This is a genomic window from Bacteroidales bacterium, assembly GCA_013141385.1.
Classification (GTDB): domain Bacteria; phylum Bacteroidota; class Bacteroidia; order Bacteroidales; family Tenuifilaceae; genus UBA8529.
Genome location: JABFRB010000001.1, coordinates 206203 through 224074, shown reverse-complemented (window position 1 = coordinate 224074; position 17872 = coordinate 206203). Strand labels below are relative to the sequence as shown.

The window sequence follows — 17872 nt, the reverse complement described above, 5'->3', positions numbered from 1 at the left end:
GACTTTACAAATTTGTTTGGCAAATTATTTTATTTCTTCTTCAGTAGAAGGTGAATTTTCTTCTGCAGGTTTTTCTTCTTTTTCAAGAATATCAAGCAAGTTAAGTGCTTGAAGTTGATTATACCATGTAATCACTTTTTTAATATCGCTGGTATAAACCCTTTCGCGATCGTACTCGGGTAAAATCTTCTCAAAATATTTCTTTAACTCCTTATCATCCGATTTTTGGCTAATTGCCTGAGCACCATTTTCTGTATCCTTAATCTTCTTAAGTACTTCTTTAAAAGGTACTTCAGTATCGTTAGTAAATATTGCTATATCGCTAAGCGAACTTACTTTAGCAGAAGCAGAGATGTTTGTTCGTTTTCCATCGGATAACGATTCTACAATAATACCATGGCGTCCTTGAGAGATAAACTTGAAGAGGCCTGAATGCCCCGAAATTGCCATTATGTCTTTTAGTTCCATACAAATTGATTTCTTCGATTATTGTTACAAAGTTAATAAAATCCTATTAACATTATTCAAAATTCAAATTCCAAGTAATAAATTACTGTTTTACGGTATGACTGATCTGCAATGTCGTTGCTTTTTAACTTTTGCCTTCTGATTTCCGTCTTCTAACTTCCAACTTCAACTAATTAAATCCTCTCTCCTTTTTTATCTTTTCGTAAGCTTCATTAATCTTTTTAAATTTTTGTTCGGCATTCTTCCTAAGATCTTCTCCTAAATAACCAACCTTATCTGGATGGTGTTTTATAGCCATACTACGATAGGCTTTCTTTATTTCCTCGTTTGTAGAAGTGGGCTCAACTTCAAGAATTGTATAGTAGCTATTAATGTTAACAACAAACATCGCTTTAATGGATTCAAAATCTTGTGACGAAATGCCCAAGAATCCAGAAATATCGCTAATTACATCCTGCTCTGCTTTACTTACAATTCCATCGGCATAAGCTACACCAAAAAGAAGATGAATTAACTGAAGTCTTGATGAATAGTCAACATTATCACGAATCTGTGTACAAACATCTTTTAAAGGTACCTGTTGTTTAAGGATATCGCGTAGAAGTATCATTGCTTCACGAGCCGCATCAGCACCAAAATTATCGTAAAAGTATTTTTTAACAAAATCGAGTTCTGACTTGAATACTTTACCATCAGCCTTCATTACCGCTGATACCAATACCAAAAGACTAACAATAAATCCATTTCGGCTTGATTCACCAGTATAAACTTTTGTTGAAATCTCTGCGCTGTCGAAAATAGAACCGATTGCAAAACCCAGAATACCGCCTATTGGACCAAATATTGCCCAACCTAATCCGCCAGTAATCCATTTTCCATACTTTCCCATCTTACTATGAATCTTTTAATAAATCATTTATAATAACTACAATTTGGGGCAAAATTAATTGAACCCCATCATTTTCTATAATATAATCACCTCTTTTTATTAATTCGTCTTGAGAAAATTGACTGTTAATCCTATTTAAAATAGCCTCTCTACTCACACCATCTCGTTCTTTCACCCTATTAATTCTTAGTTCAAGAGGTGCAGTAACAACTACTATTTTATCCAAATTTTTATAAGTACCACTCTCAAATAGGATAGCTGCTTCTTCTACTACTAATGATCTTGATTGATAATTTAATACCCAACTATTAAAATACTCTTTAACCGCAGGATGAACAATAGAATTGAGCGTTTCAAGTAAATTAGGGTTAGAAAAAACGAGTTCAGCAACTCTTCTTCTATTTAGTAAGTTATTCACATAGATATCATCACCAAAAACTTCCTTTATGCACAAAATGATTTTTGAATCCTCTTCAACAATCCGTCTTGCCACTGAATCAGCATTAAAAACTGGGTAACCCATTGCTGAAATGATAGAACAAACCAGTGTCTTACCACTTCCAATTCCACCGGTAATACCTAATTTAAGCATCAACGATTCTCGATTATAAACTCTACATACTTTGGATCAAAATCCACCAGATTGACATACTCTGGAATTGTGATTAACTTAACTTTCAATTTTTTGTTTATTGACTTACTTATTAAGTTATAATCTACAACCGCTTTGAACATCCTTGGTTTAAGTGTGAAATACTTACTAAGAGCAACATTACACTTTACACTGATGCTTTTGGGTATGAACATCATTTTAACACTATCTGGTTGATTTTCAACCTCAATTGGTACTTGAACTAAAAGTTCAGTATATTTCTCAACAGGGATATTAACTATAACGCTTCTAGATGAAAAACTAACCTGATGAATGGGAAGGATGGAAATCTTTTTAGAAACCTTTTGATTAAGTTTTGTTAGCTTTAATAATTTCGTCTGAACTTTTGAGATTGTATCCAAAATTGACTTTGGTCCACTTAGCACTATGCTTTCAGGATCATAAGTAATACTACCACTTTGCATGTATTGCCGTTCGTAATCCGTTTCAATTAAAGGCTGAACTGGAACTTTTTTTTCAACCATCTCCGCAAGTTCTACAAAAAGTGTATCGGGTTCAATTCCTTCCAAAAGAATATCACTTCCCAGCTGTTTTGCCACACTATTACGTATTCTGTATGTTAGTATAAAATACTTTGGTTTTGAACCTTCATAGGACTGGCTTAAATGCTTATTGAGATCGAGTTCAATTGGAGAAAGTGCTGCGCTCATTTTACATTTTAAAAGCGTATACCCAAAGGCTTTCACTTTCAATTGCATCTTCCTTAAAGGTTCGCCTACTAAAACCTTACCATGGGGTAAACTTTCGTAGCGAATTGGATAAGAAAGATTTGTAGAATACTCGTGGCTTAATTTACTTAAATACCAGATTATTGTGGATACAATCAAGAAAAAAAGGAAGATTACAAGACGCTGATTGAACTTTGCCCTGCTCTTTCCAAACATCTGCCCAAATTGACGTAATAATGACGAATCCAATTTTTTGAATTTGATAATAAACAAAACAGAGTTCCAGCAATTTAAACATTGCACAGAACTCTGTAAAGATATGAATTATTTATTATTTCTGTGGCTGTAAATCGGAGGAATCACGAACAACAGCGCTCTTAATAACCTTTACCTTTGCATTTTCGTCGATTTCTACAACAACGTATTCTTCCTTAACTTCGGTAATTTTACCATATATTCCTCCAGCAATAATCACTTTATCACCTTTTGAAAGTGATTCTTGGAATTTTCGCAACTCTTTTTGGCGTTTCATCTGTGGGCGAATCATGAAGAAATAGAAGACTACTATGATCAGTACCAAAGGTAAAAAAGTAGTCAATGGATTAGCCTGCTGTTGTAATGTTACAAAAAGTAAATTGTTCATTTTTAAATTGTTTTTATGGTTAATACTTATTTTGGTCGTTCATTCTATATTAAAATTCGTTAAATTCTCCAATCAATTCTGAGGAACTACATTTGCTTTAATTGTAACTGACTTCTCTCTAATTATTGAATTAGTTCTAAGCGTAACCGATTTGTATTGGGATCCTTGCCAGCCTTTACTATCAAAGATTACCTCAACAACTCCTTCCTCGCCAGGTTTAAGAACTTTTTTATCAATTTTAGGTTGTGTACATCCACAGTCTGGTATTAATTCTTTAATAATTAGATCCTCTGTGCCTATGTTACGAAAGTAAAAGGTATGTGTAACAACTTCACCTTGAATAATTGAACCAAAATCGAAAAAATCTTCAGTATACTGAAGTTCAGCATATTTTTCTTTATTCGTTTGAGTCGAAACATTGTGATTTGCATTTTCTCTAGGTGAATTTGCACAACCAGTAAAAATTGAAAGAATAATTATAGAAACAAAGGTGAATAAAACACGATGCATACAATTCTATTTAAAGCAACAAAATTAAACATAATTAATAAAAGTTGCTAGTAACTGATAATGGTTTCTATTTCAATGCTTAGATGACTCTACACACCTTTAATATTAAACTTTTAACAAAAATAGGTTACAATAAACTTCCTTAATTGCATAAGTACTAGCATATTACAATTAGGGTTTTACTCTATTTCGTCATCAGATAAAACTAAACGATCATCTTCTTCCCCGATTAAACCTCGCCCCTGTTTTACAAATAGATTTTTTTTGCGAAGCGATATAATAATTTTATCCAAAACTCCGTTAATAAATGTACTACTTTGATCGGTACTATAATACTTAGCAATTTCGATATACTCATTAAAACTAACCTTAACTGGTATTGAAGGAAATTCTTTTATTTCAGTTAATGCAAGTTCCATGATTAGAATATCCATACTTGCAATACGATCCACCTCCCAATTTTGTGTATACTCTTCAATCAGGTTAACATTTTCCTCATGGTTGGAAATCACCTTTTTGAGCAACCTCTTTATATAATCCTCGTCATCATCACTTCTATACATTGGGAAAAGAGATGTTGAGGCGGGTTGACCTTCACTAAACTTCTTTAATGTTTTAATAACCATGCTCAGCATGAACTCTAAATCATCGTTCCAATAAATACTCTGCTCTTCCAGAAATTGATAAAACTCATCAGAATCCTCAAGTTCTTTTGATAAAATATTTATTACTAGTTGCTTATCTTCATTGAACGTAGAATTTTCTCCATCCATATAGGCCTGAAAATATTCAGTTGCCGAAAGTTGCTGATAAAGATTACGAATCAACTCAGGGTAATTCCCCCATCCAATTTTATGCTTTGTTACATGCTCGTTCAAAGCTTCATTTTCGCGAATAAGTTTTACTAAACCATTTTCGACAAATCTTGTATTGGGATTCAAATCCTCATGAGAAGCAATATGTTTTTGCTTGGCTAACTGAATTTTACTATCAGCAAAATCAACAAGTTCAATTGGTAAAAGAAGTAGATAATGGTATAAATCAAATGCTTTATTAATACTATGCAGGAGTTCCTTTTCAACATTGTTGAGTGAATCATTTTCGCTTTTGAAATATGCAAAAAGAATCTGCAAAATTTTAACTCGTAGTAGTCGTCTGCTAATCATTGTGTTTAAGAACGGATTCGAACAATTAATTGAAATTAAAGTTTGCAAAGATAAAGTCATTTTTATAAATGAAAAATTAAAAACTCTTAAAAATTAAAGATTTATGAAGTAATGAGTGTTTTTATACAGGCAAAACTTCATGAAGTGATGATTTATATTTGAATATTCAAAAATTACGTCTAAAAACCTTGAATGTTAATATATTTCTCTCCCATAATATTTTCTTAAGCAATCATCAACTTAAAAAACTAATATTTATCCATGCAAGCAGCTTCTTTTTATGTTTATAGATTTTCTCTTATTATGAATTTGTTTAAAAAAATTGATGATTATTAAAATATTTTTCTATTTTTGAATTGCATATAAGTTTCTAACCTAATAATTTTTAGAAATGATGACAGAAGGATTTGATAACCTTGAAGAAGTTGAAAGAGTTGATAAAGAAGATATTTACTCTAAAATAGTAAGAGCAGGCAAAAGAACCTACTTTTTCGATGTTAAAGCTACCCGTCGTAACGATTTTTACCTCACCATCACTGAAAGCAAAAAACGCATTGGTCGTGAAGGAAAATTTTTCTTCGAAAAACATAAAATTTTCCTTTACAAGGAAGATTTTGAAAAATTTGCTGATGGATTAAGTGATGTAGTAGAGTACATCAGATCTCAACAAACTGATTTTGTTAATACCGATGAATTAGTTGAGGAGGGGGTTGGTGCAATACAAAATGAATACACAAGTATAGAGTTTGATGATCTAGAAAAATAAATTTCTACTATTAATAAAAAAATCGGTTAATTACCGGTTTTTTTATTCCTTTAAGAATAAATCCTCTGGGGGTGTATTATTTAATAGGCTTTCGATTTCGAATGAAGTCAAAATTTTAACATTTGTTATCAAAAATCCCTGCTTGATAAAATTACCTAAGTTATTACACTCATCGATTGCGCTTTTAATGGGATCCTTAACAGGAATATTTAATGGAATCAAAGCAACGATTGTTGCATAGTTGGAAAAAAAATCCACCTTTTCGACTTCAGCTTTGAATTTTGGGAAGATGTAATCAAACTCACTCTTAATAAGATTCCGTTGAATATCCGAAAAATTACTATTCGATTCGGAGAAAAGCGCAATAAAATACCTTAATTTTCCCCTTAATCCACCCAAACCAGTTGATATAAACACCTGATTTTCCTCAAGAAGTTTACTTTCTAATAGTAACCGACTTTCCTGTAACGATAGAATTGCCCAATCTTTTAACTCATTAGGGGCAACTTTAACAAATCGTTCAATAATTCTATAGGCTTCAGGCTTATCAATTGATGCTAATGAAACAAGAAGTTCCCTCTTAGATTCTAGGCTAACTTCATCGGTATATAACTCATGCTCCCTTTTAAGTACAAACTCGGGATCAAAATCTCTTCGAATGTTTCTGGAGAAATCAAAGTATTCCATCTGTAATCTGACATCAACCTGATGCTCAAGAATACTGAAGTTCACATTAAAATTACCCAGAATCGACTGAATCTTCTCAAATATGTTTTCCTGATTTTCCAAGTTAACTTAAACTTCAAATTATTATGCAAAGATATTACAAAAGGTAATCATTTCAACTATTAGAATATCAACGTAAACAAATAATTTCAATACGAATAACGGTGTATCAAGCAGATCCGATGTGAATAAAAGTCTAAATTTTATATTTAATTAATCTTAATAAGATTATTTTTGCTCCACCATAAAACAATAATTATTTAATCGGGTTAATGTAGAAAGATAAGGTTAAAGTAGATGAGATTATCAGAACTACAAAACGGCGAATACGGAATTATATCAAAGGTAAGAGGACGTGGAGCTTTTCGTAAGCGTATTACAGAAATGGGCTTTGTTAAAGGGCAAAAAGTTACAGTTATCAAAAACGCACCACTTAAAGACCCCATTGAATATAAGGTTATGGGTTACGAGGTTTCTCTCCGAAGAAAGGAATCATCACTGGTAGAGGTTGTTACACCTAATGAAGCAAAAGAATTACTAAAATCCAACTACAGTGGAGTTTTGCCACCAGAGCCTGAATCAGAAATTCTTGAGACAGGTGCTAAAGCACAAAGTAAAGTAATAAACATCGCGCTGGTTGGGAATCCCAATGCTGGAAAAACAACTCTTTTTAATTATGCATCAGGTTCGCACGAACATGTTGGTAATTATGGTGGTGTTACCGTAGATTCAAAGAATGCCAAATTCACATATAAGGGTTACACTTTTAATATTACAGATTTACCAGGTACATACTCCTTAACAGCATATACTCCTGAGGAGGTTTATGTTCGGCGATATATACACGAAAACACCCCAGATGTAGTTGTAAATGTTGTTGATGCATCTAACCTTGAGCGCAATCTATACCTTACCACTCAGCTAATTGATATGGATATCAAGGTGGTAGTGGCACTCAACATGTATGATGAACTTTTACAACAAGGTGATAGTTTCGATTTTAAGTCGCTAGGCAAAATGATTGGAATTCCTTTTGTACCCACAGTAAGTTCAAAAGGTAAAGGGATAACAAGCGTTTTCGATACTGTAATTAATGTATTTGCCGATAAGGATAAAACCATACGCCATGTCCATATCAACTATGGTGAACATATTGAACGTTCGATACAGGTCATTCAGCAGAGGGTAAAAGAGAATTGCAATATCACCATAGATTATTCAAGTAGATATTTATCCATTAAACTTCTTGAAAAGGATAAGTTGGTTCACAAACTACTAGCGAAATCCGAAAACTATGAGGAAATAAAAAAGTTGACCGAGCAGGAGATCAAAACACTTGAATCAATATTTAATGAGGATTCCGAAACTCTCATCACCGATGCTAAATATGGATTTATTGCTGGTGCTTTGAAGGAGACTCTTCATGAAGGGACAGAAAAAAGGCATAAAACAACTGAGATTGTCGATACCCTTATGACTCATAAGGTCTTCGGGTTTCCAATTTTTATCTTCTTCATGTGGTTTACCTTTTTTACCACTTTTACGCTTGGTGATTACCCTATGCATTGGATCGAAAGTGGTGTACAACTTTTTAGTAATGCACTTAGCAATCTTTTGGCAGATGGCCCTCTAAAGGATCTTTTAATTGGAGGAATAATAAACGGCGTTGGAAGTGTAATCGTATTTCTTCCGAATATTTTGATACTCTTTTTCTTTATCTCAATACTTGAGGATACAGGATACATGGCACGTGCAGCATTTATAATGGATAAACTGATGCACAAAATAGGCTTACACGGAAAATCATTTATTCCACTCGTTATGGGTTTTGGTTGTAATGTACCTGCAATTATGGCAACCCGTACTATAGAGAATAGGAATAATAGGATTCTTACCATGCTCATAACTCCATTCATGAGCTGTAGTGCACGACTACCTGTTTACATCCTAATCATAGGTGCATTTTTCCCTAACCATGCAAGCACCATGCTCTTTGCCATTTATATGACAGGTATTCTGCTAGCCATAGGGACTGCCTTAGTCTTCAAACGCACATATTTTCGCACCGATGATATTCCGTTTGTAATGGAACTCCCACCCTACCGCATACCAACACTTCGTTCAACGATAAGGCATATGTGGAATAAAGGTTCACAATATCTTAGAAAAATGGGAGGTGTTATTCTAATTGCGGTTATTTTCATTTGGGCACTCGGATATTATCCTAGAGATGTTAAGTATTCAAAGGATTATGATGCTCAGATATCAAAAAAAGTATCATTAATTGAAAATACAAAAAATGATTCTGTTGCAACAGCAAAAATAACAGAACAAATTAAAATATTAGCAACCGATAAAGAATCGGAACGACAGGCACAATCGTATCTTGGAAGAGTTGGTAAGTTTATAGAACCAGCCATAGCACCTCTGGGTTTCGATTGGAAAATGGGCGTTAGTCTACTATCGGGTATTGCCGCTAAAGAGATAGTTGTTAGCACTCTTGGCGTTCTCTATCAGGCAGATAAAGATGCGGATGAACACTCATCAACCTTAATAGGAAAACTTAAGAACGAAACCTACAAATCAGGCTCTAAGGTTGGAACGAAAGTGTTCAATCCCTTAAATGCCTTTACTTTCCTTCTATTCATTCTGATATATTTTCCATGCGTTGCAGTGATTGCAGCAATCAAAAAAGAATCGGGAAGCTGGAAATGGGCAGCATTTACAATTATCTCGACCACTCTAATGGCTTGGTTAGTGGCCTTTAGCGTTTACCAGATTGGAAGTTTATTTATATAAATAATTATGATACAGGAAATTATTACATTACTTATAATAGCAGGTGCAGTAGGATACTTTGTTTACTCAATGTATAGGACTTTTGTACCAAAAAAAGGGAAAGTAAAAACAATGGGGTGTCCTGGATGCAGTTCAGAATGTAATCTTCATAAGGGTTAAATGTATTTTGAAAACTAATGAGACAAAAATTCCTCAATATTTTTTGGGCTAATAGTCGCTAACTCCGTTACATTATAAGCATCCCCAAATGTTTTTGACAGTTTAATCTTAACTTTCGGATTAATTTTAAACTCAAATGCTTTTAATATTCCATTATCATCTTCAATAAAATCGATCTCCTGTTGTTGATTTGTACGCCAGAAGTAACAAGCAACATTCCGCTGTAAATACTGGTTTTGCTTCATTCGTTCACTTACCAAAAAATTTTCCCATAGAACTCCTGCATCAGTCCTTGAACTAATGGGATTGTAATTCGAAATCACAGCATTACGTATCCCATTATCCCAAAAATAGATTTTCTTACCCTTCTTTATTTCATTTCGAACATTACGATTCAACGCCGGTAACTTGATGATGATATATGCCTTTTCTAATAAATTGATGTATTTCTCAACAGTCTTGCTATCTGTTCCAACTAGCTGTGCAATTTCGTTATATGAAACTTCACTTCCAATTTGTAAAGCAAGGGCTTTTAAGATTTTTTCTAGGAGTGATGAGCGTTTAATATTTTCGAGTGCTAACAAATCCTTATATAAATAACTATTAGCAATTAATCGTAAGAACTTCTCCTCCTTACCAGAATTAGTGACAACTTCGGGATAATAACCAAACACCAAACGATTTTCAATTAATCGAGTTTCATTGATTAATCCATGGTGGTTAACCATTTCGCCAAATGATAATGGGTAAACATAAAACTCGAATTTTCTTCCAGTTAAAGGCTCATTTAGCCGATTTGCTAGTTCAAACGCCGATGAACCTGTGGCAATAACCTGAATTTGTTTTAGTTTATCGGTAATTAACTTTATAGTTGTACCTATGTTTGGTATTTGTTGTGCTTCATCTATAACAACTACTGTATTATCAACAAAATAGGATTGCAAACGGGTAGATGTTGCATTCGTAAGCATTTCTCGAACATCGGCTTCATCACCTGTTAGGAATAGAGTTTTAACATCTTTAAGGCAGTTCAGGTTTTCGAGTAGAGTTGTTTTACCAACCTGTCGAGCACCAAAGAGCAGAATTGCCTTCTTCTGAAAAAGGTGTTCACAAATAAGTTTTTCTATATTACGACCTATCATAACTCCAAAATTTACATTACAAATATATGTATTTTTTGGATTACAATCCAAAATTAATATGTTTTTTTTGGATTACAATCCAAAATTGATATGTATTTTTTGGATTAGAATGATGGATTATTAAATTTATTATAAATAAAAACCTTCCAAAATCGCTAGAATTCGGAAGGTTTTTTATTTTTTTAACTACTTATATCAACCATAGGGAGAACTAGAATAGATCTTTAGAGATGCATTGACGCCATGAAATCATCAAAATTGTGATTATTCGTTTGTATTTTTAGCCATTCCTCCAATTGCATACCAATCTATTTTTCGTGATAGGTACATTACCGAAGCTAATATTACGAATAAACCTACGCTTCCCATTAGTAATGCAAAATCTTGCAATTGTAATAAAATGTATAGGAAACCATAGAGCAAAACCAGAATGGAAATCAAAATAATTGTAAGTCGATTGCTTTTAAAAATGCCTCTTGAATAACTGGCAATCATTATAACTATTCCAGCACTTGCAATTAAGTAAGCAAGTCCAAAGCCAATCTGCTCCGACAATGATAGAAGTAATAGATAGAACAAGCATAAGCTGAATCCAACTAGTACATATTGAATTGGGTGAACTTTTAACTTCCGCATTATTTCAACAAAAAAGAATACAGTGAAAGTTAGTGCAATAAACAAAATTGCATATTTTATCGACCTTTCTGTTAATTGGTAAGTTTCCCCAGGAAGAAGTAAACTTACACCAAAGGTTGAATCTTCTATTTTGAAATTACTATCAATCCATTTCTGAGGGAAGTTTCGGTTTAATTCCAAAACCTTCCAATCAGCTTTGAAACCATCCGATTTAATTTTACTATCCTCGGGTAGGAATGAACCATCAAAACTAGGGTTTGTCCATGAGGAATTAAGAGTTACGCCGGTTTCCTTCCCTATTGGTACAAAACTTAACCTTTTAGAACCATTCAGCGATAAATTGAATGAGAATTGATACTCTTTGATTGATGAATCAGTTTGCAACGGTTTATTAATTGTTACTCCAGATTCAATCATGTTTTCGATTCTCACTCCTGGTTCGCAAATCATCTCATTGCTATTCCATTTGAATTTGATATCCTCCTTAATACCACGTAAATCGGAAATTCCAATGGTAAGAAAAGCGTCCTGCCAGTTGATTTCGAAATTTTTATCGCTAATGTTAATCTGGGGTGATTTGAAAAATCCGTCGACCTTCAGATTTGTAGTATAAAGTGCAACTTGGAATATCCCTCGCTTTTTTACTTCAGGGTTCATAGTGCCAATGATTTTGAGACTTTCGGGAAGGAAATAGGCCATGTGTCTCGCAATATTTACCCTTTTTGAATCTTTATCTAAATCATAGGTTACAAAGGGAATAGTAAGAATAGGCCCAACTAGTCTCTGCTCAAAGCCCCACTTAGAACTAATCTCAGTCGTGGCTTCCATCTGCCTTGTTTGCCGCTCCATAACCAATGAACGAATCATTGATATTGGGATTAGAAGCATCAATGTTAGAAATGAAATAGCCATAACCTTAATAAGTACAGCATTTCTTTCGGTGAATGATTGGGTTTCTTGTGTCATAATCTTCAATTTTAAGTTTAATTCATTAAAAGTACTTTGTATTTCAAAGTTTATAGATAAAAAAAATTATCGTCCTGCGTTTATTAACTTTTCTAATGCTGATAAATGATCATTAAAGGCTTTTCTCCCGCCAATTGTAGCCCTATAGGTAGTGTTAGGTTTTTTATTTAGAAACTGCTTTTTAATTTCAACATAAACCTCATTTTCAAGTGCTTTCATATGGCTTGCTAAATTACCATCGGTGATATCTAAAGTCTCCTTCAAGGTATTAAAATCTACCCAATCGTTAACCATAAGCATCGACATGATACCTAACCTAATACGGTTCTCGAAATGCCTATTTAGATTTGTTATCAAATCTTTCATACTTCCAGTACATTGTTGAACCGTAAATAATATGTAGAACACCAAACCCAATCGCCCAAAAGATCAAACCGTATCCTATGTATAGCGATGCTATCAAACCAAGAACAATCTCACATATTCCAAGATATCGAATATCATCAATGGTATATTTACTTGCATTGATAAGTGCTAAACCATAAAAAATCAGCGTCACAGGAGCAATTAAATATATCTGCTTGTGATAAAGTAGTACTAAACAAAATAACCCTCCAGCAACTAAGGGAATAAATAGGTTGATGACCATTCTTTTGCCAGAGTTGTCCCAATAAGGTAAACCTTTTCTTTTGGCATTGCGCGCTGTGAAAAATACACCAGCAGATAATGCAAGTAGTAAAGTAATAGAACCGTCCAATAAAATAAAGGTTAGAAACTTCGAAAATTCAACTCCACTGATTAATTCTTCTCGCAGAAAGATACCATGATTGTAGTAACGACCCCAAAAGAAATCCTTCTGATATAAAAAGACAGCCAAAGCAGCCAGTAAAGCAAAGCTACCAGCAAAAACTCCAGAAAGTCCACTAAGCGAAACAAATCGTGACGAACGCTCCATGATAGACCTTATCTCCTGCAGATCTTTTAAATGCTCATCTTTTTGAACCATTTTACTATGTATTAAAGTTCTTTGTGATGCAAAGTTAAATTGTTATTTTTAATTTCAAAATTTTATTTCCTTAAAATTATTTAACAAAACTATAACAACACTTATTTGCTTCATCCAAAAGAACGATATAACTTTGAACTTTCTAAGTTTTAGGTTTAGTTGTAAACAATCGAACTTATTCTCCAAAATTGCGTTATAGTCATTAATGAAAAGGATACTATCCATACTATTCGCTTCGCTTATTCTTGTTTCGGGAATGCATCTTACTATTGCAACACATTTCTGTGGTGGTGTATATGCTGCAACAAAGGCTTCTTTTTCTGGCGAATTGGCTTCTTGCGGTATGGAGCAATCTGATAAGTCAACTCCTTTTTCGAGTAATCATTTTGACACAAAATGCTGCGATGATGAAGTTATAAACTACTCAGTCGACAACAATTTTGCACCATCAAATTCAATCGTTTTAGAATTAATTAAAAACATATCGCATGTTTATTATTTACCTGTAGATATTTCTTGTAAATCACTTTCAACCAATAATTCATTTCTTGCAAATGTCTTTCCTCCTGGGAATTTCATAACTAATGCTGTTAGCATAGTCGACATTTGTGTTTTCCGTATTTGAAATTTACTCTCTTCTCTCTTCTTAATCAAGAGTATAGTTACTTGATTGTTTTATCATTTAACTATCTCATAAGTAGAAACATAAATCTCATAGAAGAGTTAACTTACAGTAATTTTCAAATTCATTCATTATTAAATTTTATACTGATATCATGTTTAACAGACTTGTTAAATACTTTCTCGAAAACAGGTTAGTTACCTTTATCTTTCTAATATCCTTTGTGGTTTTTGGTATTGTATATACACCATTTAACTGGCAAACAGGAGCATTACCACGTGACCCTATTCCTGTTGATGCCATCCCAGATATTGGTGACAATCAGCAAATCGTAGCAACCGAATGGATGGGTCGCTCACCCAAGGATATTCAAGACCAAATAACATACCCATTAACCACGGCATTACTCGGTATTTCAGGTGTAAATACCGTTCGCAGTACCTCAATGTTTGGGATGTCGTTTATATATGTTATCTTCAAGGATAAGGTGGAATTTTATTGGAGTCGCTCTAGAATTTTGGAAAAACTGAACTCCTTGCCAACAGGCACATTACCAGCAGGGGTGACTCCTACCCTTGGTCCTGATGCAACTGCTCTTGGGCAGATTTTCTGGTATACACTGGAAGGTAGAAATCCAAAAACTGGCAAACCGAATGGCGGATGGGATCCACAAGAGTTAAGAACAATTCAGGACTTTTACGTCAAATATGGGCTATCCACCGCCGAAGGTGTTTCGGAAGTAGCATCGGTTGGTGGGTTTATTAAGGAATATCAGGTCGACATTAATCCAGAAGCCCTTAAAGCATTCAATGTTTCAGTTATGGACGTAATGAATGCAGTCCGCAAAAGCAACCTTGATATTGGAGCAGAAACCGTTGAACTTAATAACGTTGAATACATTATAAGAGGTTTAGGCTATGTAAAGAGTTTGGAAGACCTAGAAATTTCTGTGGTTGCTGTACGTAACAATGTACCTGTTCGAATAAAGGATGTTGCTTTCACATCTTATGGCCCAGCAACACGTAGGGGTGGATTAGACAAATCAGGGTCTGAAGCAGTGGGTGCAGTGGTGGTTGCCCGCTATGGTTCAAATCCCATGGAGGTCATCAATAATGTAAAGGATAAAATCAAGGAAATTGATGCTGGATTACCACAAAAAACTTTAGCAGACAGAACTGTTTCAAAAGTTACTGTTGTTCCATTCTACGATAGAACTAGCTTGATAAAAGAGACCATTGGTACTCTTGAGTCGGCCTTATCTCATGAAATTCTAATTAGTATAATTGTAATTATAGTTCTAGTTCTTAACCTGAGAGCATCATTAATTGTAGCAGGTCTTCTGCCAATTGGAGTGCTTATGACCTTTATCCTAATGCACTTTTTTGGGGTTGATGCAAATATTGTAGCATTATCGGGAATTGCCATTGCAATTGGAGTGATGGTAGATATTGGGATTGTAGATGTGGAGAACATTCTGCGACATCTTGAAATGCCTGAAAACCATGGAATAAAAGGTAAAAAGTTGATGTCAGTAATATATCTCGCAACAACCGAGGTAAGAGCCGCAGTGGTTACCTCAATTGCTACCACTATTGTTAGCTTTCTACCTGTGTTTGCAATGCAGGCATCAGAAGGGAAGTTATTCCATCCACTTGCCTTCACCAAAACATTTGCCCTGCTATCAGCATTTATACTAGGGATTGTTGTGTTGCCTACATTGGTGCATATCTTCTTTAATATCCAATTTGATACCAAGAAGATTCGAAAGTTCTTTAACGGATTATTAATTGCTGCAGGAATAATATTCGTAATCTTCTGGCAATCATGGACTGCCCTTGCGCTTATTGCATTAGGAGTTAATAATCTGCTAGAGTATCGTTGGTCGGAAAAACGTAAGGAGTTTCCAAACTATATCAACATCGCCATTACCGTTCTTGTTGCAATTTACTATCTTTCAATTGAGTGGCTACCCTTGGGGGCACATAACAGTGTACTCGTAAACTTCCTTTTTGTATCTGGTATAGTGGGGGTAATCCTAACAGTGCTGATGATAATGGTTCACTTCTACGAACCTATTCTACGCTGGGGTTTACGCAATAAATGGAAATTCTTGCTTCTTCCGGCATTCACTCTTTTCTTCGGATTCCTTGTTTGGCAAGGTTTCGATAAATTATTTGGATTTGCTGCAACTGGTATGGAAAAGATAGGTTGGAATAGCTTTAGGCAAACATCCGTTTGGCAAAGTGCAACAAAAACTTTTCCCGGCACTGGAAAAGAGTTCATGCCATCACTAAATGAGGGTTCATTCCTACTAATGCCCACGAGTATGCCCCACTCAAGTATTGAAAAAAATCTTGAGTACATAGAACTGCTTGATAAAAGGCTTTCTACTATTCCTGAGGTTGAAGTAGCTGTGGGTAAATGGGGGCGTGTCAACTCAGCATTAGACCCTGCTCCTGTTCAGATGTTTGAGAATACCATTAACTATCGTTCGGAGTATATCCTTGATGAAAATGGACATCGAATGCAATTCAAGGTTGATGGTAAGGGTGGTTATCTATTAAAAAATGGTTCAACCTATAATCCGACGAATGAATCATTCAGGGCAATACCTGCTGATAGCCTAATTCCAGATGAGAGTGGCGATTATTTTCGTCAATGGAGGCCACATATTAAAAAACCTAATGATATCTGGAATGAGATTGTTAAGGTTACCAATATTCCTGGGTTGACCTCTGCTCCAAAGCTACAACCTATTGAAACTCGTTTGGTAATGCTTTCTACAGGAATGCGGGCTCCTATGGGGTTAAAGGTATATGGACCTGACTTAGCAACCATCGAGAAGGCCGGAATGATGTTCGAAAACACATTAAAGGATGTACGCTCAGTTAAAACCTCATCCGTGTTCTACGACCGTGCAGTAGGTGCTCCATACATTGAGATTAAGCTGAACCGTGAAGCAATGGCCAGATACGGTATGAGCATTAGTGATGTGCAAGAAATCCTCCAAGTTGCTGTTGGCGGTATGGCTCTAAGCTACTCTGTCGAAGGTCGTGAACGGTTTCCAATGCGAGTTCGTTATGCTAGGGAATTGAGGGATAACCCAGAAGCCCTAAAACGAATACTCGTACCAGCTATGAATGGTGTTCAAATCCCATTAAGTGAGATTGCAGATATTGACTACACCAAAGGCACTCAGATGATTCGAAGTGAGAATACTTTCCTAGTAGGATATGTTATCTTCGATATGATTGAAGGGAAAGCGGAGGTTGATGTGGTTGAAGATGCTGCTAAAATTTTGCAAGCTAAGATTACATCTGGAGAACTATCAATTCCTGCAGGTGTCACTTACAAATTTGCTGGAAACTACGAACATCAAATCAGAGCAACTAAAAGGCTTTCGATAGTAATACCGCTAAGTTTAATTATGATATTCTTGCTTTTATATTTTCAGTTTAAAACGATTACAGCATCTTTCATCCATTTCTCAGGGGTATTCGTTGCATTTGCGGGTGGATTCATTATGCTATGGCTATACGGTCAGGATTGGTTCATGAACTTTGCTGTTGCTGGAATAAATCTTCGAGATATGTTCCAGATGCACCCGATAAATTTGAGTGTGGCGGTCTGGGTCGGGTTCATTGCGCTGTTTGGCATCGCCACGAATGATGGAGTTATAATGGGTACATATATTCATCAGGTGTTTGAAGAGAAACATCCTTCCACCGTTCATGGCGTCCGAGAAGCAGTGGTTCTTGCAGGTAAAAAAAGAGTTCGACCAGCCATGATGACAACAGCAGTTGCGGTTATCGCACTTTTACCAGTTCTTACATCAACAGGAAAAGGTGCTGATATTATGATTCCGATGGCTATTCCTGCTTTTGGTGGAATGATAATTCAAGTGATGACAATTTTTGTAGTGCCTCTATTTCAGGCTATGTGGAGAGAAAATAGAATTAAACGCAAAGACACGAAGACGCCAGTCCAATACCAATAATTCGTTGCGCCTTAGCGGTTTCGCGTTCAAAAAAAG

General features: G+C 34.9%; 17 protein-coding genes. 5 read left to right on the top strand and 12 right to left on the bottom strand.

Features of this window, described 5'->3' with window-relative positions:
- Nucleotides 1-24: 24 nt before the first annotated feature.
- The 7 genes from HOO91_00865 to nusB form a co-directional block, all read right to left on the bottom strand.
- Nucleotides 25-468 carry a DUF5606 domain-containing protein gene (locus tag HOO91_00865; protein ID NOU16096.1) on the bottom strand — a complete coding sequence of 148 codons (444 nt, stop codon included), beginning with the start codon at nucleotides 466-468 and terminating at the stop codon, nucleotides 25-27.
- Between the two features lie 169 nt (nucleotides 469-637).
- Entirely contained in the window at nucleotides 638-1357 is a 720-nt protein-coding gene (locus tag HOO91_00860; protein NOU16095.1) for a DnaJ domain-containing protein, read from the bottom strand.
- Between the two features lie 4 nt (nucleotides 1358-1361).
- On the bottom strand, nucleotides 1362-1949 hold the full coding sequence (locus tag HOO91_00855; protein NOU16094.1) for a dephospho-CoA kinase: 588 nt from the start codon (nucleotides 1947-1949) through the stop codon (nucleotides 1362-1364).
- On the bottom strand, nucleotides 1949-2947 hold the full coding sequence (locus tag HOO91_00850) for a YbbR-like domain-containing protein (protein NOU16093.1): 999 nt from the start codon (nucleotides 2945-2947) through the stop codon (nucleotides 1949-1951). The genes HOO91_00855 and HOO91_00850 overlap by 1 nt, the downstream gene beginning before the upstream one ends.
- A gap of 82 nt (nucleotides 2948-3029) precedes the next feature.
- The gene (gene yajC / locus HOO91_00845; protein ID NOU16092.1) at nucleotides 3030-3341 is read right to left on the bottom strand and encodes a preprotein translocase subunit YajC; all 312 of its coding nucleotides are present in this window, start codon (nucleotides 3339-3341) and stop codon (nucleotides 3030-3032) included.
- 72 nt (nucleotides 3342-3413) lie between these two features.
- On the bottom strand, nucleotides 3414-3851 hold the full coding sequence (locus HOO91_00840) for a DUF1573 domain-containing protein (GenBank protein ID NOU16091.1): 438 nt from the start codon (nucleotides 3849-3851) through the stop codon (nucleotides 3414-3416).
- A 179-nt stretch (nucleotides 3852-4030) separates the two neighbouring features.
- Nucleotides 4031-5017 carry a transcription antitermination factor NusB gene (gene nusB / locus HOO91_00835; GenBank protein NOU16090.1) on the bottom strand — a complete coding sequence of 329 codons (987 nt, stop codon included), beginning with the start codon at nucleotides 5015-5017 and terminating at the stop codon, nucleotides 4031-4033.
- Nucleotides 5018-5411: 394 nt separating this feature from the next.
- Between nusB and HOO91_00830 the strand changes: the two genes are divergently transcribed.
- The gene (locus HOO91_00830) at nucleotides 5412-5783 is read left to right on the top strand and encodes a PUR family DNA/RNA-binding protein (GenBank protein ID NOU16089.1); all 372 of its coding nucleotides are present in this window, start codon (nucleotides 5412-5414) and stop codon (nucleotides 5781-5783) included.
- A 42-nt stretch (nucleotides 5784-5825) separates the two neighbouring features.
- Here the strand turns inward: HOO91_00830 and HOO91_00825 are convergent, their stop codons facing one another.
- Nucleotides 5826-6572 carry a hypothetical protein gene (locus HOO91_00825; protein NOU16088.1) on the bottom strand — a complete coding sequence of 249 codons (747 nt, stop codon included), beginning with the start codon at nucleotides 6570-6572 and terminating at the stop codon, nucleotides 5826-5828.
- A gap of 234 nt (nucleotides 6573-6806) precedes the next feature.
- On the opposite strand from HOO91_00825, the gene feoB reads away from it, so the two are divergent.
- Both feoB and HOO91_00815 read left to right on the top strand, forming a co-directional pair.
- Nucleotides 6807-9308 (top strand): ferrous iron transport protein B, encoded by a 2502-nt coding sequence (gene feoB / locus HOO91_00820; protein NOU16087.1) that lies wholly within the window; start codon nucleotides 6807-6809, stop codon nucleotides 9306-9308.
- A gap of 6 nt (nucleotides 9309-9314) precedes the next feature.
- Nucleotides 9315-9467 carry a FeoB-associated Cys-rich membrane protein gene (locus tag HOO91_00815; protein NOU16086.1) on the top strand — a complete coding sequence of 51 codons (153 nt, stop codon included), beginning with the start codon at nucleotides 9315-9317 and terminating at the stop codon, nucleotides 9465-9467.
- Between the two features lie 14 nt (nucleotides 9468-9481).
- On the opposite strand, the gene HOO91_00810 is transcribed toward HOO91_00815, so the two are convergent.
- The 4 genes from HOO91_00810 to HOO91_00795 all read right to left on the bottom strand — a co-directional run bounded on the left by HOO91_00810 (nucleotide 9482) and on the right by HOO91_00795 (nucleotide 13217).
- Nucleotides 9482-10609 (bottom strand): ATP-binding protein, encoded by a 1128-nt coding sequence (locus HOO91_00810; protein ID NOU16085.1) that lies wholly within the window; start codon nucleotides 10607-10609, stop codon nucleotides 9482-9484.
- A gap of 264 nt (nucleotides 10610-10873) precedes the next feature.
- Complete coding sequence (gene creD, locus HOO91_00805; GenBank protein ID NOU16084.1) at nucleotides 10874-12211, bottom strand: cell envelope integrity protein CreD; 1338 nt, start codon at nucleotides 12209-12211, stop codon at nucleotides 10874-10876.
- A 66-nt stretch (nucleotides 12212-12277) separates the two neighbouring features.
- Nucleotides 12278-12577 (bottom strand): transcriptional regulator, encoded by a 300-nt coding sequence (locus HOO91_00800; protein NOU16083.1) that lies wholly within the window; start codon nucleotides 12575-12577, stop codon nucleotides 12278-12280.
- On the bottom strand, nucleotides 12549-13217 hold the full coding sequence (locus tag HOO91_00795) for a hypothetical protein (protein NOU16082.1): 669 nt from the start codon (nucleotides 13215-13217) through the stop codon (nucleotides 12549-12551). Before HOO91_00795 ends, HOO91_00800 begins: the two co-directional genes overlap by 29 nt.
- Nucleotides 13218-13422: 205 nt before the next feature.
- On the opposite strand from HOO91_00795, the gene HOO91_00790 reads away from it, so the two are divergent.
- Both HOO91_00790 and HOO91_00785 read left to right on the top strand, forming a co-directional pair.
- On the top strand, nucleotides 13423-13842 hold the full coding sequence (locus HOO91_00790; GenBank protein NOU16081.1) for a hypothetical protein: 420 nt from the start codon (nucleotides 13423-13425) through the stop codon (nucleotides 13840-13842).
- A 151-nt stretch (nucleotides 13843-13993) separates the two neighbouring features.
- Nucleotides 13994-17836: an efflux RND transporter permease subunit gene (locus HOO91_00785; protein NOU16080.1), complete on the top strand. Its 3843-nt coding sequence runs from the start codon at nucleotides 13994-13996 to the stop codon at nucleotides 17834-17836.
- Nucleotides 17837-17872 lie beyond the last annotated feature (36 nt).